Origin of the sequence: Streptomyces sp. NPDC058955 (genome assembly GCF_042741435.1) — a bacterium.
In the GTDB taxonomy this organism is placed as follows: domain Bacteria; phylum Actinomycetota; class Actinomycetes; order Streptomycetales; family Streptomycetaceae; genus Streptomyces.
On the sequence record NZ_JBHYKM010000130.1, the window covers coordinates 1 to 20,659 of the forward strand.

A 20,659-nucleotide genomic window follows, 5' to 3' on the forward strand; every position below is an offset into this window, starting at 1 on the left:
GGAGGCGGCGAGGGCGATGGCGCTGGGTGAGCAGTCGATGCCCGTGGTGCGGTAGCCGAGGTGATGGAGGTGGCGGGCCAGAGCGCCGTCGCCGCGCCCGACGTCGAGGGCGGCGCGTCCGTGGCCGGGGCCGAGGTGCTCGTCCAGGAGCCGGGTCTCGGCGTCGTCGAGTTGCCGGTATGCGCGGCCCTCGGCCCACAACGGCTCCCAATAGGCGGCGGTGGAGGTCGTCTCGGTCACGTGACTCCTTGGCGTGTGGGTGGGCACAGTGCAATAACTGCCGCCACCGGAGCCGGGTCAGTCATGGAAGCTGTCGAGAGCGGAGGAACCGGCTGGCCCTGGCAAGGTCCTCAGGTGTGTCGACTGCGAGCCCGTCGTCCATGACGGGGAGCATCTTTACGCGGTGACCGTGTTCGATGAAGCGCAGCATCTCGATGCCCTCGGTTCGCTCCAGCGGCCCGTGCGGGAGTTGTCGGAACAGACTGAGGGCCGTTCCCGTCAGGCCGTAGAGCCCAAGCTGCCGCAGGTACTTCGGTCGGGCGCCCCGCGGATAGGGGATGGGCTGGCGGGAGAACATCAGGGCGTGGCGATCTGCGTCGACGACGACCTTCACGACGTTGTGGTCCAGGACCGTGCTGGCGTCGTCCAACTCCGCGTACGCGTTTACGGCGAGTGTGCCCGGCGTCAGGTGCTCCAGGGCTTCGGAGACCGCATCGATCGCGGCAGGGGAGATGAACGGTTCGTCGCCCTGCACGTTGATGTATGCGTCGGCATGGAGGCGTTGCGCGCACTCCGCGACGCGGTCTGTCCCTGTGGGGTGGTCTCCCGTGCGCATGCAGTCGATGCCGAGTTCGCGGCATGCATCCTCGATGCGCTCGTCGTCGGTGGCGACCAGCACACCGTCGAGGCGCTTGGCCTCCATACAGCGCTGGTGGACGTGCCAAAACAGCGGCTTGTTCCCGAGCTGAGCCAGAGGCTTGCCGGGAAACCGGGAGGCACCCCAGCGGCAGGGGATGACGGCTATATGTCGGTATGCGGTAGGGCGTGATGAAGCGGTGGCAGCCACGGGTGCTCCGTAAGTTGTGAGGCGGCCCGGGAGGGCCGGATGTGGCTAATGGGTGCTTGCCTTCAGTGGCTTCACAGGAGTGGCCGTCCGGCTCTCCGGGGCGCCCTGGCTGCTGATTGAGATGTGCGCGCCTTGTGCGGTCGCTGATTACGGAGATGACAGCGGGGTGTTCCTCGGGCCGACGGCATGCCGTGAGCTGCGAGGAGGGGCAAGTGCGCGACCGGAAAGACCAGGTCTGGGCCGGTATCGATGCCGGTAAGGGCCATCACTGGACGACTGTGGTCGACGAGACCGGCGCCACGCTGTGGTCGAGGAAGGTCGACAACGATGAGTCGGCGATCCTGACCGCACTCGGCGAGATCCTCGAGCTGGCGGACGAGGTCCGCTGGGCGGTGGACATCTCCGGCACGTCCTCCGCGCTGCTGCTGGCACTGCTCGCGGCCCACGGCCAGCGGGCCGTCTATGTGCCGGGCCGGACCGTGAACCGCATGTCGGGCGCCTACCGGGGCGAGGCGAAGACCGACGCCCGTGACGCCTACGTCATCGCCGAGACCGCCCGCCACCGCAGGGACTTCGCTGCGATCGATGTGCCCGCCCAACTCGCGGCCGACCTTGCTCTGCTGACCGCGCACCGCTCGGATCTGGTGGCGGACCGAGTGCGGATGATCAACCGGTTGCGAGATGTGCTCACCGGCGTCTTCCCCGCTCTGGAGCGGGCGTTCGACTACAGCTCGCACAAGGGCGCGCTGGTCCTGCTGACCGGCTACCAGAGCCCAGCCGCGATCCGCCGTCGCGGCCGGGCACGGCTCACGGCCTGGCTGGCCAACCGCGGCGTCCGGGGTGCTGACGCCGTTGCGGGCACCGGGCTGGAGGCTGCCCAGGCCCAGCAGACCGCCCTGCCCGGTGAGGACGTCGCCGCCCAGATCGTTGCCGATCTGGCCGCACAGATCCTGGCCCTGGACGACCGGCTCAAGCGGATCGACAAGCAGATTCGCGACACCTTCCGCAGCCACCCGCAGGCCGAGATCATCGAGTCCCTGCCCGGCATGGGCCCGATACTCGGGGCCGAGTTCGTCGTCGCCGCCGGCGACCTCGCGGCATACGCCGACGCCGGCCACCTGGCTTCGGCGGCCGGGCTCGTGCCCGTCCCCCGCGACTCCGGCCGGCGGACCGGCAACTTGCACCGGCCCAAGCGCTACAGCCGCCGTCTGCGACGGGTGTTCTACATGTCCGCGCAGACCAGCATTATCCGAGAAGGCCCGAACCGGGACTTCTACCTCAAGAAACGTGCCGAGGGCTGCAAACACGTTCAGGCCGTCATTGCCCTGGCCCGCCGACGAGCGAGCGTGATGTGGGCGCTGCTGCGTGACGAAAGGGTGTTCACCTCCGCCCCGCCAGTCACGCAAGCGGCTTGACTTCGTCATTGAGACTCCTGTCGGTGAGTGTCGAGCGCGGGTGCGATGTCGTGGTCAGACCGCTATGCCGCGTGGCCGTACGCGGCGGAACCGGTGGCCAGAGCCTGCATGTGGGCTCGCATGCCGGTGTGGAGGTCGACGTGGGGCCGCCAGCCGAGGACGTCGTGGGCGCGGCCGGGGTTGGCGCGGGTGGTGAGGACGTCGCCGTTACGCGGGTTCTCCTGGTGGACCTGGATCTCGCGCCCGGAGAGGTTGTTCGCGATGTTGATCACTTCGAGCAGGGAGGCGCTCGAACCGCCCCCGACGTTGATCACCCCGCTGGCCGTCGGGATGGTGGCCGCGGCCACCGTGGCAGCCACCGCGTCGTCGATGTACGTGAAGTCCCGGCGCTGGTGCCCGTCCCCGTACAGACGCAGTGGCCGGCCGGTCAGGGCCGCCGTGAGCGTGCGGTGCGTGAACATGTCGGGGCGCTGGCGGGGGCCGTAGACGGTGAAGTACCGCAGGGCGACCACGCTGGTGGGGCAGTGGGCCTGGGTGGAGTGCGCGAGGCAGAGCTGCTCCTCGGCGAGTTTCGTGACCGCGTACGGGGATGCCGGCTGGGGCCGATCGGTCTCGACGCTCGCACCGCCGTCGGTGGGGCCGTAGACGCTGGAGGAGGAGGCCACCACGAGCCGGGAAACGCCCATCCGGGAGACGGCGTCCATGACGCGGTGGGTGGCGAGGACGTTGGAGGCGACGTACTCGCTGAACTTCGGTCCCCACGAAGGGCGTACCCCAGGGATGCCCGCCAGGTGGAAGACGGCGTTCGCGTCGACGAGAAGCGGCTCGATCGCGCAGCTGAGGAGATCGGCGGTGACGTGTATGTACCCCGGGAGCCCCTGCAGGACGGCGAGGTTGGCCGCGGCCGTGGGGTCGGTGGCCGGGTCGCGCCGGTCGACGCCGACGACGTTGGCGCCGGCCTGGACGAGGGCGTGCGCGAGGTGGGATCCGATGAAGCCGGCGGCGCCGGTCACCACTGCCCGGCGGGGGACAGCGGTGGTCAGGTGGGATGGGTGATGCGACACAAGGATCTCCAGGATTCCGGGGAAGGTGTGGTTCAGAGGAGGCGGGACAGAACCGTGCGGCCGTGGGTGCTGAGGACGAGGTCGTCCTGCTCGTGCCCGCGGACCAGGGCGGTGACGGCCTCGATCGCGCCGAAGGACTGCAGCAGCCGCTGTTCGGTGCCATTCAGCGGCTGTCCGTATCCGGCGAAGAACGATGTCCGGAGGTTTGGAACGGCCTGCCAGCGGCGGAACTCGAGCCGGGCGAAGTCGCGGATGCGGGCATCGCGCCGCATGTGCTCGAAGTCGCACAGCCCGAAAGTGTCGCTGATCAGCCAGTTCCGTGGCTGGTAGTCGAGGTGGCACACGGCGCTGTCCATGAGCGTGTCCGCCAGAACGTCTGCGCTGTGGCTCAGAAGCCCGCGTTCGACCGCGGAGACGAGGTCGGCCCGGTCCGCGCGGCCGATCCAGTAGCGCAGCCGCCGAGCGAGTTCCGTGCCGACGGACCCGGTACGCTGCATCGTGGTGGCCTGGTGCAGCTTGCCGAGCACACGCCCGGCCTCGTAGTGGGCCTGCTCTTCCTCGGGTGACCCCGGTGCGACCGTGTCTGCCCGTAGGCCGGGGACAGCGGTGAGAAGCAGGGTGCATGTTGCGTCTTGCCGGCCGACCACGCGGGGGACGTGGCCGATCAGATGGGACCCCCAGGTGAGATAGGCGCGCAGCTCGCGGGTGTACCGGTCGCGTTCGCTGTGCTGTTTGGCGAAGAACTCGTTGCCGTCGGCGTTGACCAGGCGCAGGACGCGTGGCGGGAGCGTCGCATCGTGCACGACACGGAACGCTCCAAGTACTCCGCGGGCAAGGTTCAGGCGCGGGTCGTCGAGCATCGTGATCACGAGGCGGCCTTCTGTGCCAAGGCGGCCAGGTGCTCGGTGTCGTTGTGGCGGTCGAGCATCCATCGTCGCTGTCCGAGGCGATTGAGGTGGTGCTGCCAGCGGGTGATGGACCCGTGGGAGACCGTGAATCCGGCCGGGGAGCCGAGCGGGATGCCCAGGAGCAGGGTGTGCGCGGCGAGCACGGTCTCGCCGTGCGCGGCGAACAGGACGCGTTCGCCCGCGTGCTGCTTGATGAGTTCGTGCAGGAAGCGGCCGGCGCGTTCCAGGTATCCGTTCCAGGTGTCGGATCCGGCTGTCCAGGGCTTGTCGGGGTGTGCGTGCGGCCCGCCATCGGCGGCGGTCTTCACCTCGGCCCACGGTCGGCCGTCGGCGGCGCCGTGAACGGGACCGTCGAGACGGTCGTCCGTGGACATGGGGAGCTGGAGAGCCTGGCTGATGATCTCGGCGGTCTGGCGCAGGCGGATGCGGGGGCCGGCGTACAGCACGTCGAAGGGCTTTTCGCGGTGCTCGGCGGCCAGTCGGAACGCGACCCGTTCAACCTGGTCGTATCCGCGGTCGGTCAGCCCGGTACAGGTGCGGGGGCCGCCGACCAAGCCGTCGACGTTGCACTGGGCCTCGCCGTGGCGGACGAAGACGAGTTCGGTGGTGATCATGTGGATCCTTGAGGGCGGGGTCGGGGCGGCCAGCTGTAGCGGTAGCCGTTGCGTCCGGCGTACGGAGCGGTCAGGACGGCGTGCAGGGCGAGGAAGTCGTCGAGCCGGTCGCGATCCGTGGTGCCGAGCCGGGGGTCGTGGTGCTCGGCCGCCACGTTGTAGGCGTGCAGGGCGGAGTCGATGGCTGGGGCCAGCAGCGGCCCGTACGTCAGGGCAAGCGTCGCGATCAGCTTCGCCAGGTCGTACCCCATCGGCGCCAGCGTGAGGTCGTCAGTGTCGACCGTGTAGACCTCGCCAGCCTCGGCGATGATGAAGTTCCGGGGGTTGCTGTCCTTGTAGAAGGCGGTCGTCCCCTCGGCGGTCTTCTCCAACAGGGTCAGCATCGCGTGGAGGGCGCCCCGGTCCGCCAGGTACCCCTGCTCCAGTCTTCTTCGGAGCGCGGTCTGGCGAGGACCGATGTAGTCGTCGAACGCGATGCCATCCTGGAAACGGTGTGGCGTGTTCAGAGAAGCTGGCCGGAGGTAAGTGGTCCAGGCGGCTCCGTGGGCGTCGCCCAACAGCGCGGCCAGGGCCAGCAGGTCCTCGGGCCGGGCCGGGCGGCCGTCGATCCACTCGTACGTCAGACTCGTCGGCCCGACAACCGTCAGCGCCGGCAGCCGCAGGGGCCGGGCGTGCTCGGCGAGCCAAGCGTGATGGCGGGCTGCCGCGGCCACCAGACCAGGAGCCTCGTAGCGCTTGGTGAAATATCGGAGCATCATTGCCGTCCTCTCTTCGACTGGGCTACGACGAAGGTGACGACGGATTTGGTGGTGAGGGGCCGGTCCGGCAGGAGTTCGTGCAGTGTCGCCGCGAGCGCGTCCGCGTTGCCGTACAGGCCGGGGGCGAGGTCGTACTTCGGGTTCGTGGCCAGATACTCGACGACGTGGTCGTGGCCGTCGAATGTGAAGCTGTGTTCCTCGTGCTCCACGGCGAGTACGTCGAGTGGCACGGCGGCCAGGTCGGCGAGGTTGCCGCTGTGCGCCGAGACGTAGAGGCTCTCGCGCTGCTCGGCACGCGGGTCGAGGCCGGCGGCGGCCACAAGCTGGTCCATCTCCCGGTAGCTGTCGAGGCCCTTCGTGACGAACACGGCCAGACCGCCGCGAGCGAGAGCCCGGCCGATCTCCGCGACCACAGCCTGCGGGCGCGGCGAGTGGTAGAGGCAGAACGCGGCGACGACGACATCGCACGACCGCGCGGACACGGGGAGACGGTGGAAGTCGCCCTGGTGGAAGGTCACCGAGAGGCCGTGCAGCTCCCGGGCTCGCAGGCGAGCCTGCTCAAGCAGGGCCGGCGCGGCGTCGAGACCGATGACGCGCCGGGGGCGGAGTTCCTTGGCGAGGGTCAGGCTGCTCGTCCCGCGACCGCAGCCGAGGTCCAGGACCAGGCCGAGGCGATCCGGTCGCTCGTGATGGTCGCGGACCAGCGCGACGATCGTGTCCGGTACAGGGCGCCCGGAGGTTTTCGCCCGCGTCAGCGCGCTGGACCGTCTGGCCAGCCGGGAGGCGTCCCCGTACAGATCCGCCTGCCGAGCTGGGTCCAGGAAGGGGTTGGTCCCGCTCATGCCGCGCCCTCCCCTTGGGGGAGCGGAGAGCTCAGCGGTGCTCGGCGGCGACCTTCCGCAGCCAGCGGCGCGTCTGCCGGCGGCTGGATAGCAGCACGACGTCGGCACGACCCGAGGCGAATTCCTCGATCTTGGCGATGACCCGCGGGCGCATTTTGCGGCGGTACGTCGCCACGTACTTGATTACGCCCCAGTGGATGCGGTTGTGCACGCCACTGCCCTTGTGCCCGGCCCCGTGCCGGATCTGCCGGGAGAGCATCCCGTACAGTGCGGCCACGGTCGAGACGTCCATCAGGACCACCGTGTCGCAGGCTTCGAGCCGGATCTGCAACGTGGAGTTGTAGTTCCCGTCGATCACCCACCTCGGCTGGGCGACCAGGTTCCGCTGCAGGGCGGCGAACTCCTCCATGGGCAGCTCGTTCCACTCGGCGTCGTAGAACGCGGCGTCCAGGTGCGTCACCGGGGCGTCGAGAATCCTGCCCAGCTCGCGCGCCAGGTACGACTTGCCGCTGCCTCCGCAGCCGACGATGGCGACCTTCTTCATGGTGCTCCAGCGTAGAGGTGCTCGGGTGCCCGGTCGGACCGGCCGCCCGGGCACGTTCGGATGATCCAGACGCGGTGGCCTGGGTGCTCCGCTGCATCAGGCTGCTCCGCGTTCCAGCGCGACGACGGGCCCGACGACCGTGTCCAGGACGGCTTCCAGCGCGTCGACCTGTCGGCTCAGACGGAACAGGTCCAGGCGGTCCAGGCAGGCCGCGATCAGGTTTGCGTGCTGCTGGGTGCCGGCGATCCGCCGGAGGTGATTCAGCCGCTCGATCACCTCGTCACCAGAACGGACGATCAGCTCCTCGGGCACGAAGCGGTCGGCGTGCAGGATGTCGGCAGGGGCGAGCGGGAGGCAGCCGGCGAGCACGGCCTCGAAGATTCGCTGCGTCATCTGCGCGACGGCGGCGTACCGCTCCGGCAGCATGAGCACAGTCGCCAGCGACCTGCCGTACAGGCCGTGGACCGCATCGAAGGGGAGCCTGCCGAGGAACCGGACGTGCGGCCAGCGGCCGGTCCTGGTCCATTTGCCTCCGACGAGGTGATCGAAGCGTGCGGCGGCCGGTGCGAAGAAGCGGTCGAAGTGCTCGTCGCGGTTGTACTGGTTGCCGAGGTACCCGAGGACGAGATCCCGGGGCTGCTTGGCGAGCGCGACCGGATCCGTCTCGGCGAGCAGGCGGTCGTCGACGGGGAAGAGCAGGCGGTGCGCCCCAGGCGTCGGTTCGAGCGCGGCCTCGCAGACAGTGGCCTGGGGAACGCGCCGCCACACGCTTTCGGCCCGCAGCTTGCGGTCCTTGTCCCAGATCACGGTCGGCGTCTTCCTGCGCACGGTGTACTGGGTGATCAGTTCGGCCTGGCGATGCAGGTCGCAGGTGTGGCCTTCGGCGCCGCACGGGGTGGTGTTGCGTCCCTCGATCGCCCAGCGCCACTCCAGGAACAGAGCGTCGATGTCCGGGCTGCCGCTGTGGAAGGTGTAGGCGTTGCCCAGGTCGTCGCCGGCCTCGATCAGGTCGCGGTTGGCCTGCAGGAAGACGATCTCGTGGCCGCGGTCGACGAGAGCGTCGATCAAGGGGCGGCGGTGGCTGCGCCCCCCGTCCGGGGTGTCCGTGATCCCGCTGCCAAGGAAGCCCCAGAAACTGTACCCGATCTTCATTTGGCGATCCACCGCCCTTCCAGCAGGAGGGCGTCCAGGCCCGATTCGGCCAAGCAGTCGAGCGCCATCGCGGGAGTTCCGCAGATCGGCTTCCCCTTCACGTTGAGCGAGGTGTTGATCAGCACCGGCACGCCCGTACGCCGGGCAAAGGCGCTGAGCACCTCGTGCATGAACGGGTTCTGCGAGCGCGTGACGGTCTGCAGGCGGGAGGTGCCGTTCGCGTGCACGATGGCCGGCACCAGCTCGCGCGCCTTCTCGGTCACGCCGGATGCCATCGACATGTACGGCGCTTCCTGGCCGAGGGTGAAGAACTGCGAGGCCTGCTCGGCGAGCACCATGGGGGCGAAGGGACGGAACGGCTCCCGGAACTTCACCGTGGCGTTCAGCCGCTCGACGACGCCCGGCTCCCGCGGGGAGGCGAGGATCGAGCGGTTGCCGAGGGCACGGGGGCCAGCCTCGACCCGTCCTTGGAAGAGCCCGACGATCAGACCGTTGGCGAGCTGCTCGGCGAGGAACTCGGCAGCCTCGGCGCCCAGCGCCTTCTCCTGGAGGCCCGGCCACGACGTGAGGTCGAGCGCCGTTCCCTCGAAGGACGGACCGAGGTAGCAGGCCCGAGTGACGCCAGATAGGGGCTGCCGGGCGTGGCCATCGTGGTGTGCGGCGATGGCGGCACCGATCGCGGTGCCGGCGTCGCCCGGGGCGGGCGGCACGAAGACCTCGTCGAACACGCCGGCCTCGATGATGCGGCCGATGCTCACGCAGTTCGTGGCGACGCCGCCTCCGACGCACAGCCGGCGAGAGCCGGTGACGGTCCGCGCTCGGCGAGCCAGGTGCAGCATCACCTGCTCGGTGCGCTCCTGGAGGGCTGCGGCCAGGTCCCGGTGCACGTCACGCAGCGGTTCGCTCGGATGGCGTTCGGGGCACGTCTCTTCGATGAAGCGCCGGGTGGTCCTCGGGTAGCCCGAAGTCAGCACCCGCGGGGGAAAGTAGAGAGGGTCGACGGCGAAGCCCGTCGGGGTGACACGGATGGCCCGGGCGAAGAGTTTCCGGAATCGCGCGGAGTCGCCGAGTGCGGCGAGCGCCATCACCGTCCCCTCCTCGTCACCGCGGCGCCACCCGAGGTGCTCGGTGACAGCGCCGTACACGTATCCGAGTGAGGCAGGATCGTTGATCGCCTCCAGGGTGCGGGTGTGTGGACGGAGTGCGTCGTGTCCGTGGGCGATGGTCGTGGTCTGCCGCTCGCCGAGGCTGTCGACGACGAGCACGGCGGACTCGCTCCACCCGGAGGCAGCGAAGGCGGCCAGCTGGTGCGCCCGGTGGTGCAGGACGGGGGTCACGCGTGCGGCGGGGAACCGCCGACCGATGTCGCGGACCCGGAGCTCGGTGCGCAACGCCACCTTGGCGAAGCCCCAAGCTCGCGGCACCGCCCGGTCACGGGTGGTCGGTGACCGGGCCAGACGCAGCGCGGCAGGGGATTCGAGCAGGTAGTGGGTGGGCTGGAAGTTGTAGGCCACGGCGTCGACGTCGGTGGCGGACAGCCCGGCCTCGCCGAGCAGCCACTCGACGGCGTGGTGCGGGTAGTCCTTGGTGTGCTTCTGCTGGGACAGCCGCTCCTCCTCGACGAAGCCGACGAGCTGCCCGTCGACGAGCAGCGCGGCGGCGGAGTCGTGGGTGTACGAGCACAGGCCGAGAATGACCGAGGGCGCCTGGTCCACGGCCGCCGTCATCGGGCACCGGCCGAGGCGTGCGCGGATGAGGTCGTGGAGCGGCGGTTCAGCTCGTCGTACCAGGCGGTCATGGCCAGGCCGAGCGGCCCGTCGATCTTGCAGGCCAGGTCCGTCGCCTGCTCTCGCCGGCCGCCCTTCCAGAGCTGGTAGCTGCGCAGGGTCTCGGACATGGTGTCCCACCCGGCGTGCCCGGTCACGTCCCGCCCTTTGACCTGGTGGAGGAGGTCGTCGAAGCCTTCCCACGGCGTGTTGAGTTCCGGCATTTCGGAGCTGGCGACGATCGAGGTCAACTCCTCCGCCTGGTCGAGGTGGTTCTCGTAGACGTGCAGGGACCCGACGTGGTGGTGGAAGTCGCCCAGCTCGGCGCCGATCCAGCCGGCGACCAGCTCGTGCAGGACGGTGTAGAAGAACAGGTCGTACGGCATGCCGATCCACACGTCCTGGCCGCGCATGGTCGTCGACATGTGGAGGCGGCCGTCGCGCAGGTAGAAGCGGAAGCCGAGCGTGCAGGGCACGTCCTTGTGTCCGGCGGCGTCCCGGGCCGGGTCGTAGAGCTGGATCAGGGCCCGGCGGGAGTCCGGGTCCTCCTTGAGGATCTCCACGACGCGGGCCAGCTGGTCCACCGTGCCCGTCCACTTCCGCATGCGCGGGCCGTAGGCGCCGCGCAGGACTCCGTCGTCGGCGTACTGGCGGAGCTTCGCGTTGTAGTCGAAGATCCAGGGCTCGTCCGACCCGGAGAGGATCCAGACGGTCTCGGCTACCGCGAAGGCGGGGTTCAGGATCCTGGACGGGGGCGCGTACAGCAGGCGGGCCCGCGGACGGGTGAGCCGCATGTGGACGTCGAGGACCTCGCGAGTGGTCATGCCACGCGGGCTGACGCTCTCTCCGGACTTGGCCAGGGCGACGGCACCGACGAAGAGCTCGGCGATGCTGTCGGCGGTCAGGGATGTCATTGGGCGGAGACTCCTTCGTTTCGGAGGTGTTCGGGCTGGTGGCCGGATGCGCGGCTGACGATGAGTTGCGCGACCAGGGCGGCACTGTCGCCGCTCCAGCGACACACCGCGTCGGTCGAGGCGGGTTCGGCGGCCTTGAGCGGCCTGAGTGGTGCGGAGAGCGCGTCGGCGACGTCCCCGGCGGTGGTGCAGCGTCGCGCGAGGCCGTGAGCAGCAAGCCCGAGCGTGCGTTCGTCGGCGGTGCCGATCTCCAGGACCGGCACGCCCAAGAGGGCGGCCTCGACGCTGCACGTCGAATAGGCGCTCGCGACGACGTCGGCGCCGGCGAGACAACCCCGGGCCCCTACCTGCGGATCGGCGACGGCCACGAGCGGCCTTCCGTCCCGCTGCATGAGCGAGGCGAACGCCTCCGGGCTCTGTGCCGGGTGCGGGGCGATGACCAGTCCCCATTCGCCCTCGGCGTTCCACATCCCGTCCAGGAGGAGGTCGGCGTGGGCCTTGAGCCGGTCGGGACGGAAGGGCTGGCAGGCCCAGACCATGATCCGGTCGCGGCTCCGCCCGGATCCGGGGACCAGCAGCTTCTCGAGGTACTGCCTCTGGGATTCCCGCCCGAGGCCGGCGAGGGTGTCGAAGCGGGGCTGCCCCAGCACGTGGACCTGGGCGTCCGGGTGCCGCGCCCACGCCTTGGCGAGCGGGGCATCGCGATCGCCCATCACGACGATGTCCCGGCTGTGCAGCGCGGGCCACGCGACCGACTCCGCAGTCCAGGCCCCGTGCTGCACATGGACCGTGTTCACGCCGTGGAGATCGGCCAGGTGGACGGCGAGCGCGCCGACGGGGCTGGTGTCGTTGCTGACGAGCAGCGTGTGTGGGCGAGACGCCTGCAGAACACCGCGCAGCCACGTCTCCAGACGGACCACGGAGCGCCATGACGGCTGGGTGCATCCACTGCTGGTCTCCAGCAGGACGGCCAGGAGACGGACCAGACGCGAGAGCCGGACGACGTGCTCCCCCACCTGGACGACGTGCTCGTCGTCCCACAGCTGCAGGTGCTCCACGGCTCCGGACAGAGCGAAGAGACCAGCGGGAGGCGTGACGAGCCGGATGCCCTCGACAGCTGGCGTGTCGCAGCGTTGCGCCGGGTCCGTGGCGAGATCGACGAGGAGACTCGTCCGGCCACTACCTGCCAGGTCTTCGAGCACCGGCAGCAGAGTGGCCGCATGGCGGGACGACCACGAGAGCGCGACGACGCCGGTGCGTGGGAGCGCCGACGGGGGAGGGCTCGGCACCCGGCTGTCGACGCGCGCCGAGTGCAGGCTGCCCAGCTGCGCCGTACGGAACGGGTTGTACAAGGCGGCTGCCCCGAGCAGATACGCGATGCCGGACCACGTGACGGTGTAGGCGCGGTACTCCCGGGAACTGCTCTCGCGAAGCCCGACGAGTCCCTCGTGCGGAGCGATTCTCAGCGGGCCGGGTGCCGCTCTGAACGGCTCCCAGGCGCTGAGGGCCATCAGCTTGCACACGACGTGAGCCACCAGGCGACGGACCGGTACGTGCTGCACGTACAGCCACCCGGCCCCACCCGGGGTCGTCCTGCGACAGCCCCCGTAGTACTGGAGTGCGTCCATGACGTGCTCGACCAGCGCTTCGTGCTCCTGCGCGTCCAGGGGCAGAGTGTCCAGCTCGCTCGTGGCGATCCGGTTGGATGCCAGAGTCGCGAGCGCGCCTTCACCGACCAATGCCCACGCGGGCTGTCCGTTGATATCGGCTCGCGTCAGACCGTGGACGTGGTGAGAGGGCGTCGTCACAACAGGCTCCCTTCGAGGAAGGGTCCCGGGGAGAGGAGCCTCAGCAGGTCCTTCGGGGACTCGGCGACCACGGGGGAGGGGGCGCCCGGGCAGCCGTATCCCCAGCCGGCGTGGACGTACGGGACTCCGGCACGGCGGGCGGCTTCCTGGTCGACTGCCATGTCGCCCACGTACACGGTGTCGGCGGGATCGACACCCAGGTCGGTCAGCGCCAGGAGGACCGTGTCCGGTGCGGGCTTTCCACGCCCACCGCCGTTCGGCGTGCGCACCGTGGAGAACGGGCATCCGAGGCGGGCCAGGAGCGAGCTGGCCCGGTCAAGGGGCTTGGACGTGGCGACCCCGAGGCGCCAGCCGGCGGCGACGAAGGCGTGTAGGACCTCCACGACGCCGTCGAACTCGCGGGCGAGGTAGGCCGCTGCGATCGACGCCTTGTCGTACGTACGGTGAAGCCGCTCGGACTCGGTGAGTCCGAGCCGCTCCATGATGTCGGCGAAAGGCCGGCCGAGGTGGCGCTCGTACTCCTCGAACGGTACGTCGAGACCATGCTCGGTCAGGACTTGTTGCCATGCGCGCTCCATGACCGGGCGGGTGTCGAGGAGTACGCCGTCGAGGTCGAGCAGCAGCGCCTTCAGGTGTAAGGGCGAGGGCGAGAGCAGGGTGGTCATGAGGTATCTCCGGTGGAATGGGTCAGGGGGCGATGGAGCTCTCGGGGCGCTTCACGAAAGCGATCACCCGCTTGCCGCTGCCGTCCCGCTTGGGACAGGCAGTCCAGGCGTCGGCCACGGCGGATACGAGGAACAGGCCGCGTCCGCCAGTCGAGAGGGGGGAGGCGACCCGCGGGACGGGGGGCTCGGGGGAGTTGTCCTCCACTTCGATCCCCACGACGTCCGCCTTGAAGGCGAGCGTCAGCGTGATCTCGTCAGCGTTCCTGTCCGCTGCACTCGGCCGGTTGTCAGGTTCGGCAGCCCGGCTGCCGTGCTGCTGCGCGTTCGTCGTGAGCTCGCTGACGATCAGCACGGTTTCGTCCAGGAGGTCTTCGACTCCCCAGGCAGTCAAGGCCGCGCGGGTGAAGGAGCGGGCGCGACGCGGCGACAGCTCGTCGGCGGGCAGCGTGAGACTCGTCCGATGCTCGGGGGCGTCGATCGCGCTGCCCAGGTTTCCGATTCGTTCCATGATCGCCTTCTCACAGGTCGAACCTCAGCCCTTGAGGGAAGCGCCCGGTTGTTGCGTCGCAGCGTGCGAACCGGCCGCCCGCTTCTCCGCAATGAGCGAATGAGGGCCTCGGCATGCGTCGTTCGGATACGGTGTGATCAGCTCGTACCGACGATGAAAGCGGCCGGGCGGCCTCGCCGGGAGACTTCGCATGGGGCCCTGTGCGCTGGCCCCTCTGGCCCCATCCAGCTGCAGGCGGAGCCGTCGGAAGTACCCGCAAGGCGGGCTGGAGTTCACGAGGGGGAGGCATGGGGCAGCAGCCGAGCGAGCTGACGCCGGACGCCGGCCCGTGGCACCGATGGGGCTACGAATTACGCCAGTTCCGGGAAGCTCGCGGACTGTCGCAGCAGGCACTCGCCCGCAAGGCCCTGGTCGACCGCTCCCATCTGGGGCGGTTCGAACGTGCTGAACGTCCGGTCCCCCGCCATGCCGCAGTTGCGCTAGATGAGGCGGTCGACGCCGCCGGGGCGTTGGTCCGCCTCTGGGACTGGGCAGAGGGTGCACAGCCCCAAGTGCATCCCGCTCCCGTGTCCAGAACCGTGACACAGGCCCATGGGGCCAATGCGCGGAGCCATGGGGCCAGCGCCCCAGAGGTTCTGGCCTTCGGGGCGTTCGGGCAGGCAGGCTCAGTCGACGACGACACGGACACGGTCGTCGTCCCTGCCCGCATCCACGGAAGGATCCTCTTCGTGCCCGTTCCTCGTCGTGTCGTTCTCGCTTCCGGGCTCGCCGGCCTTGCCGCGACCGCGCTCCCGGCTCCGACAATGGCGACCGCGACCGAGGTCGCCGACATGGGATCCCCCGTCGAGCACTTCGCACGCCTTCGCCGCGTGATGATTCAAGCCGACAACCTCATGGGCCCCCGGCACGTGCTGCCCGCGCTGGAGCAGCAGCTTGTCGCGCTTGCCGCGCGGCGTCGGGCAGCCCGCGGTGCTGACGCAGCCGACCTTCTGGCCCTGGAGACGCGGTACGAGGAGCTGGCCGGCTGGTTCGCCCAGGACATCGGGGACGATCGCGCCGCATACGGCCATACGGCGAAGGCGCTCGACGCCTCCCACATCACCGGCGACACCGACCTCACCGCGTACATCCTCGCTCGCAAGGCCCAGCTCGCTGTTGATACCGGCCATCCCGCCGACGGACTGGGCCTCGCCGCTGCCGCCCGGCGCACAGCCCGGCCGGGCAGCCGGCTCGAAGTCATCGCCGTCCTCCACGAGGCGCACGCGCACGCGATACTCGGCGAAGGCACCGAAGCCCATCGCGCATACGAGACCGCCCTCACCCTGCTGGGCCGTGCGGACGCCGACGGAGTCTGGGGCTCGTGGCTCGATGAGGCGTACATCAGGACTGCCCGTGCCCGTTCCCTTGCCGCACTGGGGGACTACGAGCGAGCCGCCGTCGGCTTCGACAGCGCGATCGCGGCGCTGCCGGCGATGTATCGGCGCGACCGAGGGGTCTACCTGGCCAGGGCAGCGCGTGCCCACGCGGGCACCGGAAGCACGACACTGGCCGCCAGGATCGGTACGCAGGCTGTTGGGATCGCGGCCGAAACCGGGTCCGCCCGGATCATCGGCCAGCTGAGCCGGCTGGACCTGACGCTTGCCCCTGCGGCGAGTGACGAAGGCGTTGCCGAGTTCCGGGCCGCGCTCGACCGCATCGTGCTACACCCTGCTTGATCTGCTCACCCTTGGAGTTCTCCGTGTCTCGCCCTTACGTCCTTCTGTCCGCTGCGGTCTCCATCGACGGCTTCCTCGACACCCGCCCCGGTGAAGACCGGCTCATGCTGTCCAACCAGGAGGACTTCGACCGCGTCGACTCCGTCCGCGCCTCCGTTGACGCGATCCTCGTCGGCGCCGGCACCCTCCGCGCCGACAACCCCCGCCTCCTCGTGAACTCCGAGGAGCGCCGCGCGGCCCGAGTCGCCGCAGGTCGGCCGGAGTACCCGTTGAAGGTCACGATCACCGGCACCGGGGATCTGGACCCGAATTGGAAGTTCTGGCATCACGGAGGAGAGAAGCTCGTACTCGCCGTCGGCCAGGAAGCCGGTAGGAAGGCGCGGGCGGCGCTCGGTGACCTGGCCGAGATCGTCGTCGTCCCCACCGAGCACACCTGGCCTGTCGCGTTGGACGTGCTCAGTGGGTCCCACGGGATCCGCCGCCTCATGGTCGAGGGCGGCGGCACGATCCACACCCAACTCCTCGAGCAAGCACTCGCCGACGAGCTCCACCTCGTCATCGCCCCGCTCATCGTCGGCCAGTCCGACGCCGTGCGGATGCTCGGCCCCGCGCACTACCTCGGCGGCCCCACCGCCCGCCTCCGGCTCCTGGAGACCCGCCAGATCGGCGACGTGGTACTCCTGAGGTACGCACCCAAGGACATCTCGACGGAGCCCCGATGAGCAACACCCCCTTCTCCGCCGGCGCCCCGGGCTCCGGCCGCGAACCCAACGCCGCGGACCGGGCCTGGCTCGCCCTTGCCTGCGAACTCGCCGCTCTCTGCCCGCCCTCGACGACCGCCTTCAGCGTAGGCGCGGTCATCGTCGCCGCCGATGGGACCGAACTGACCCGCGGCTACTCCCGCGAGAACGACCCCCACGACCACGCCGAGGAAGCCGCCCTCGCCAAGCTCCCCGCCGGCGATCCCCGACTCGCCACCGCCACGATCTACAGCTCCCTCGAACCCTGCGCCAAACGCGCTTCCCGGCCTCACCCATGCGCTCAGCTCATCCGCGATGCCGGCATCCGCCGCGTCGTCACCGCCTGGCGTGAGCCCGACACCTTCGTTCCCGGCGCCGAAGGCACCGAACTTCTTGAGAAGGCCGGCATCACGGTCGTCGAGCTTCCGGAGCTTGCCGAATCGGCCCAGGCGCCCAACAGGCACCTGCTCTGAGGAAGTTTTGAACCGAAGACGTACGGCGCTGCGAGCGCCGTACGTCGAGCAGCGCCAGGCGATGATGCTGTGGCCGACGGCTCGTACTGATCGACCTACGAGTTTCACAGAGCCAGGGACGTCCGGAGGGCAGTCGCTGTGTCGGTTGCTGCATGACGTTGATCAGGGAGACGAGCGAGCGACCGACAATCAGCCGGCCATCTATGCGAGCAGATCCGCAGTGCCAAGCTGGTCGATCGGCGTCCCGCACGGGTCTCCCAAATTCAATTAACGAGGTGTCATGAATTTGTGATCTTGGGCCTTGGAATGCGAACTTCCACGACTGGGTGAGCTTCATAACACGCCCGTCTCGCAGGAACCGCACTTTTCTCCTTGTACGATTGGGTGTAGACGGGGCGTCGGTTGGACGCCACGCACCTCAAGCACAAGCTCCTGGCCACTAGCGCCTCGTGGGCTGGCAGTGAACACCTCAGTGGCATTCAATGGAGCGACGATGCGTTGGCGTAGGAGCCCTTCACGGCGTGCCCTCGTGAAGGAATGTGAGAGCCTGCTCGCGGATCTTCCCATGCCCTCTCCTTTCAGCGTCGAGGCCTTGGTGCGGAATATGGAGGGCGTGCTGAGACGTCAGATTCGGCTAGTGCCATTGGATGACGCCGACGGAGGCCTGGGAGCGGCATGTGGTCTCCGGGTCAAAGCGCCGGAGACCACGATCATTCTCTATCGTCGCCGTTCAAGTCGCAATCAGACCGAGCACATCATTCTCCATGAGCTCGCGCACGAGTGGCTGAACCACGGTACCTCCCTGACGGATGTAGAGATCGCGCGATACGTCCCTGAGCGTATTCGTCAGGAAGTTCTTCGGCGTTTCCCGTCGGCCCTGATCCAGGGGCGGGTGGATTTCGGCAGCCGTGAGGAAAAGCAGGCCGAGCTTTCGGCTTCATTGATCAAGCGGTTGGCGCGCCGTCAGTCGTTCACGGGAGATGACATGGTCAGCCTCCTGGAGAATTCACTTGCTCATCCAGTCGCTGCGCCGCCACGGCGACGATTCCAGCCACGATTGACTGGCGACCGCTGAGGCGCAGCTCCCGGCCTTACGGCTTCCGTCTCATCGCGTAGTCCACCTATTGGCAATCAAGGCTGCGGCCGACTGGCCTTCCAGGCCGGCGAAACGTGCCGCCGGCGCATACACCCACTGGTTCCGTGTTCGACTACATTAAATACCTTACTGCGGCCGTGATGACCCTCATCGCCGTATGGCGATTCCCTGCAGTTCGGTACGCCGACGCTCACCGTCGGGCGCTCTGGGGCGGTTATGCAGGATTCGCCGTGGCTCTCTGGCTCTACACGCCAGGAGTGATGGATGCGGTGGATCGCATTCCAGTAGTGGACCTGAGCGCCCTACTCAGGCACTTCTCCAGTACCGCGGCGATCATCGCGGCCCTGACCTACGTTGCCACCAGCTACGGGAAGAGCTCGGAGACGGTCGTGCCCCGGCACGTAGCGGTCTCCCGCCAGATCGCACGCGCGTCCTATGGGACAGGAGCGATAGGCGTCATTCTGCTCACGGTCCTGTTTTTCACCGTGGTGGACCGTGACAAGCCGAGCCAGAACTTCCTCATCGACCACGCCGGGCAATGGGGGGTCGCGGTCTACATGACCGTGTTCTACTTCTTCCCGCTCATCACGACCGCGGTCTGCGGCTACCAGTGGACGAGGGCGGCGCGACGGGTCGAGAACACGAGCATGCGCGTCGGGCTGGGTTTGATGGGGATTTCCATGTGGATGGGTCTGACCCACACATTGGCGCGTGTCGCCATCCTTTGGGCTGCGGTCGCGTTCCCTCTAAGTCGCTCCACGGTACAGCTCCTTGTCGATGCCACAGCGATATGGATGAACCTGCTCTTCCTGATCGTTGCCGTTGGTGCGAGCATACCCACTACCCGCGCGGCGGCAGCCCGGTGGAGGACTTGGCGCACCCTGTACAGGATCTACCCGCTCTGGTTCGACCTGGTGGATGCGTTTCCCGGGGCAAGTCTGTATCCACCCGGGCGGCGCCTAGCGGAACTCATGCACATACGCGTCCCCATCGATGTTCGCCTGGACCGATGGACCCAGGACATTGCTGATGCCTGTGAGAAGCTGCGCTACTACGCTCCACGAGACTTGATGTTCGCCGCCGAGGACATCACCGCATCGCACCCCGACCCTGAACCGGCTGCGGAAGCGTATTGGATTAAGGCCGCGCTCCAGGCCGCTGGCACCTCGCAAGCAAACCCGTACGCCACTGCCTCTCTGAGAGAGAAACCGTTCGTTGACACCGATAGTGAAGCAGCGTGGCTTGCTCGAGTCAGTACGGCCTATTCGCGTATCGCCACGGATCAAGCTCGGGAGCTTCTCCTGCACTGTACGGAGACGGAATCCAAGCCGGGTATCTAGCCAGTCTTTTTGAGCTTCACGGCCTGGTTTCTCTCGGTACAAATTCCATTACCTGGCGAGTGAAACAGGCTGCATCGCGATCTTGAATGACGGGCCGGTGAGTGAGATTCGGCACCGTCCGCTGCATGAACTGGGCTGGTATCGTGGGTCATGCGGACTGATAGGTCTTGCTCCGCCTCGTAAGTGCACCCCGGTCTGCGACGTACCTCTACTCCCGTCGCCATATGTAGCCGGGCAGTGACGCTATCCGGTCTGGATGGGCGTCCGAAATCTCAGCAATCTGGAGTTCTTTCGCATGTCCAACCGCCGCACGGGCCTCATCCTCGATTTCGGAGGCGTTCTCACCACTCCGCTGCTGCCTGCAGTGCTTGCGTTCGAGCAGCGTGAGGGCCTCCCGCAGGGCGCCTGCCTCACGGCCCTGTACAAGGACGAGGAGGGCGTCCGGATCACGAGCGACCTCGAGCGTGGAGCGGTCTCCCAGACCGAGTGGAACGAGTTCGCCGGCAAGATGCTGGGCGTGCCGGCTGACAACCTGATGGGCCGGATCTTCGGTGACCTTCGCCCCGAGCCGCTGATGATCAATGCGGCTGCCGCAGCGAGGCGGGCCGGGATCAAGGTGGGCATCCTGTCCAACAGTGTGGGACTCACCCCGTGGGACCTGTACGCCGGCTACGAGCTTGAGCGGCTGTACGACGTCGTGGTGATCTCCGAACAGCACCTGCTGCGCAAGCCTGACCCGGAGCTCTTCGAGATCACGCTCAAGCTCATGGAAATGCCTGCCGAGGAGTGCGTCTTCGTCGACGACACCGAAGCGTACGTTCGGGTAGCAGAGGAGCTCGGCCTCGCAGGTGTGCATAACCAGGACCCCCGGCAGACGGTGGCTGCTCTCTCCGAGCTGCTTGGCGTGGACCTCGCGGCGTCGTAGCCCGGCGCCAGAAGCGCGGGGGTCCGACCTCGACGCCCGCGCGCCGTGGCAGGCGGTCACGGCGGCGGCGGACGCGGAAGGTGGGCGAGCTCCGCCCTCGGCGGTACAGACAGCGAAGGGGCTACGGCGATACCTCGGCAAGAGGTATCGCCGTATCCCCTTCGCTGCTGTCGGGGGCGGGCGCGGTCGGGGGTGGGTCCCCGCGCCCGGCGCGGGGCGGGCGCGGGCGCGCCCGGGGCGCGCCGCCCCCCCGGGCCCGGGTGGAGGTGCAGAGGCCCTTGACGGTGCCCACCTCGGGGACCTTGACGGTGGCGAGGGTGCCGCCGGGGCATTCGGCGGGCTTGAG

Annotated in this window: 19 protein-coding genes and 1 pseudogene; 6 read left to right on the forward strand and 14 right to left on the reverse strand. The window is 68.7% G+C overall.

Translation table 11 applies throughout. From position 1 onward, the window contains the following. On the reverse strand, positions 1 to 240 hold a 240-nt coding region (locus ACFW1I_RS32895; RefSeq protein WP_384676832.1), incomplete at its 3' end, for a methyltransferase domain-containing protein. A 61-nt stretch (positions 241 to 301) separates the two neighbouring features. After that, positions 302 to 1,066: a 3-deoxy-manno-octulosonate cytidylyltransferase gene (locus ACFW1I_RS32900; RefSeq protein WP_384676834.1), complete on the reverse strand. Its 765-nt coding sequence runs from the start codon at positions 1,064 to 1,066 to the stop codon at positions 302 to 304. 212 nt (positions 1,067 to 1,278) lie between these two features. Between ACFW1I_RS32900 and ACFW1I_RS32905 the strand changes: the two genes are divergently transcribed. Further along, a complete protein-coding gene (locus ACFW1I_RS32905; RefSeq protein WP_384676836.1) occupies positions 1,279 to 2,481 on the forward strand; it encodes an IS110 family transposase in 1,203 nt (400 codons plus the stop codon). A gap of 62 nt (positions 2,482 to 2,543) precedes the next feature. On the opposite strand, the gene ACFW1I_RS32910 is transcribed toward ACFW1I_RS32905, so the two are convergent. The 12 genes from ACFW1I_RS32910 to ACFW1I_RS32965 form a co-directional block, all read right to left on the reverse strand. Beyond that, entirely contained in the window at positions 2,544 to 3,545 is a 1,002-nt protein-coding gene (locus tag ACFW1I_RS32910) for an NAD-dependent epimerase/dehydratase family protein (protein WP_384676838.1), read from the reverse strand. 32 nt (positions 3,546 to 3,577) lie between these two features. Next, positions 3,578 to 4,405, reverse strand: coding sequence for a phosphotransferase (locus tag ACFW1I_RS32915; RefSeq protein ID WP_384676868.1), 828 nt, complete (start codon positions 4,403 to 4,405; stop codon positions 3,578 to 3,580). A gap of 5 nt (positions 4,406 to 4,410) precedes the next feature. Then, positions 4,411 to 5,067: a histidine phosphatase family protein gene (locus tag ACFW1I_RS32920; RefSeq protein ID WP_384676840.1), complete on the reverse strand. Its 657-nt coding sequence runs from the start codon at positions 5,065 to 5,067 to the stop codon at positions 4,411 to 4,413. Next, positions 5,064 to 5,825 (reverse strand): phosphotransferase, encoded by a 762-nt coding sequence (locus tag ACFW1I_RS32925; RefSeq protein ID WP_384676842.1) that lies wholly within the window; start codon positions 5,823 to 5,825, stop codon positions 5,064 to 5,066. The genes ACFW1I_RS32920 and ACFW1I_RS32925 overlap by 4 nt, the downstream gene beginning before the upstream one ends. Beyond that, positions 5,822 to 6,667 (reverse strand): class I SAM-dependent methyltransferase, encoded by an 846-nt coding sequence (locus tag ACFW1I_RS32930; protein WP_384676844.1) that lies wholly within the window; start codon positions 6,665 to 6,667, stop codon positions 5,822 to 5,824. The genes ACFW1I_RS32925 and ACFW1I_RS32930 overlap by 4 nt, the downstream gene beginning before the upstream one ends. 31 nt (positions 6,668 to 6,698) lie before the next feature. Beyond that, positions 6,699 to 7,211, reverse strand: coding sequence for a topology modulation protein (locus tag ACFW1I_RS32935; protein WP_384676846.1), 513 nt, complete (start codon positions 7,209 to 7,211; stop codon positions 6,699 to 6,701). A gap of 96 nt (positions 7,212 to 7,307) precedes the next feature. Continuing rightward, a complete protein-coding gene (locus ACFW1I_RS32940) occupies positions 7,308 to 8,363 on the reverse strand; it encodes a hypothetical protein (protein ID WP_384676848.1) in 1,056 nt (351 codons plus the stop codon). Further along, the gene (locus tag ACFW1I_RS32945; RefSeq protein WP_384676850.1) at positions 8,360 to 10,090 is read right to left on the reverse strand and encodes a carbamoyltransferase; all 1,731 of its coding nucleotides are present in this window, start codon (positions 10,088 to 10,090) and stop codon (positions 8,360 to 8,362) included. Before ACFW1I_RS32945 ends, ACFW1I_RS32940 begins: the two co-directional genes overlap by 4 nt. Beyond that, positions 10,087 to 11,043: a thymidylate synthase gene (locus tag ACFW1I_RS32950; RefSeq protein ID WP_384676852.1), complete on the reverse strand. Its 957-nt coding sequence runs from the start codon at positions 11,041 to 11,043 to the stop codon at positions 10,087 to 10,089. The genes ACFW1I_RS32945 and ACFW1I_RS32950 overlap by 4 nt, the downstream gene beginning before the upstream one ends. Continuing rightward, positions 11,040 to 12,851 carry a hypothetical protein gene (locus ACFW1I_RS32955; protein ID WP_384676854.1) on the reverse strand — a complete coding sequence of 604 codons (1,812 nt, stop codon included), beginning with the start codon at positions 12,849 to 12,851 and terminating at the stop codon, positions 11,040 to 11,042. The genes ACFW1I_RS32950 and ACFW1I_RS32955 overlap by 4 nt, the downstream gene beginning before the upstream one ends. Then, complete coding sequence (locus ACFW1I_RS32960; protein ID WP_384676856.1) at positions 12,848 to 13,516, reverse strand: HAD family hydrolase; 669 nt, start codon at positions 13,514 to 13,516, stop codon at positions 12,848 to 12,850. Before ACFW1I_RS32960 ends, ACFW1I_RS32955 begins: the two co-directional genes overlap by 4 nt. A gap of 22 nt (positions 13,517 to 13,538) precedes the next feature. Beyond that, the gene (locus ACFW1I_RS32965; protein WP_384676858.1) at positions 13,539 to 14,024 is read right to left on the reverse strand and encodes an ATP-binding protein; all 486 of its coding nucleotides are present in this window, start codon (positions 14,022 to 14,024) and stop codon (positions 13,539 to 13,541) included. Between the two features lie 287 nt (positions 14,025 to 14,311). Here ACFW1I_RS32965 and ACFW1I_RS32970 point away from each other — a divergent pair, with 287 nt between their 5' ends. The 5 genes and pseudogenes from ACFW1I_RS32970 to ACFW1I_RS32990 all read left to right on the forward strand — a co-directional run bounded on the left by ACFW1I_RS32970 (position 14,312) and on the right by ACFW1I_RS32990 (position 20,313). Then, positions 14,312 to 15,739, forward strand: a complete 1,428-nt coding sequence (locus ACFW1I_RS32970) for a helix-turn-helix domain-containing protein (RefSeq protein WP_384676860.1) — start codon at positions 14,312 to 14,314, stop codon at positions 15,737 to 15,739. Between the two features lie 23 nt (positions 15,740 to 15,762). After that, positions 15,763 to 16,952, forward strand: a pseudogene (locus ACFW1I_RS32975) (dihydrofolate reductase family protein). A 565-nt stretch (positions 16,953 to 17,517) separates the two neighbouring features. After that, positions 17,518 to 18,027, forward strand: coding sequence for a hypothetical protein (locus ACFW1I_RS32980; RefSeq protein WP_384676862.1), 510 nt, complete (start codon positions 17,518 to 17,520; stop codon positions 18,025 to 18,027). Between the two features lie 125 nt (positions 18,028 to 18,152). Beyond that, on the forward strand, positions 18,153 to 19,388 hold the full coding sequence (locus ACFW1I_RS32985; protein WP_384676864.1) for an MAB_1171c family putative transporter: 1,236 nt from the start codon (positions 18,153 to 18,155) through the stop codon (positions 19,386 to 19,388). A 295-nt stretch (positions 19,389 to 19,683) separates the two neighbouring features. Then, on the forward strand, positions 19,684 to 20,313 hold the full coding sequence (locus ACFW1I_RS32990; protein WP_384676866.1) for an HAD-IA family hydrolase: 630 nt from the start codon (positions 19,684 to 19,686) through the stop codon (positions 20,311 to 20,313). The last annotated feature ends 346 nt before the right edge of the window (positions 20,314 to 20,659 follow it).